This is a genomic window from Salinimicrobium oceani (genome assembly GCF_012037645.1).
This window is the reverse complement of record NZ_JAAVJR010001015.1, coordinates 1-373: the sequence shown is the minus strand read 5'-3', so window position 1 is coordinate 373 and position 373 is coordinate 1. Positions and strand designations below refer to the sequence as shown.

Below are 373 nucleotides of genomic sequence, written 5' to 3'. Positions count from 1 at the left end.
TCCCATGGCAATACCTATATTCGCTTTTTTAAGAGCAGGGGCATCATTCACCCCGTCCCCCGTCATAGCACAGAGCAGTCCATTAGCCTGGAGGGCTTTTACAAGTCTTAGTTTATGTTCGGGAGTAGTACGGGCAAAAATACTAAAACGGAGTACATTCTTTTTGAGCTCTTCCTCGCTCATTTGTTCGATCTCCTGCCCACTCACCGCCTGTTCACTGTCTTCGATCCCGATCTCTTTACCTATAGCTTTAGCCGTAAGAACATGATCCCCGGTGATCATCTTAACAATGACTCCGGCACTCTTACATTCTTTAATGGCTTCGATCACTTCTTCCCTGGGAGGATCAATGATTCCAATAATCCCAAGAAAA

The 373-nt window shown here is 45.6% G+C and carries 1 protein-coding gene; it reads right to left on the bottom strand.

The window, feature by feature from the left end; translation table 11 throughout:
* A partial coding sequence (locus HC175_RS20545) for an HAD-IC family P-type ATPase (RefSeq protein WP_168139879.1) occupies positions 1–373 on the bottom strand: 373 nt, incomplete at both ends.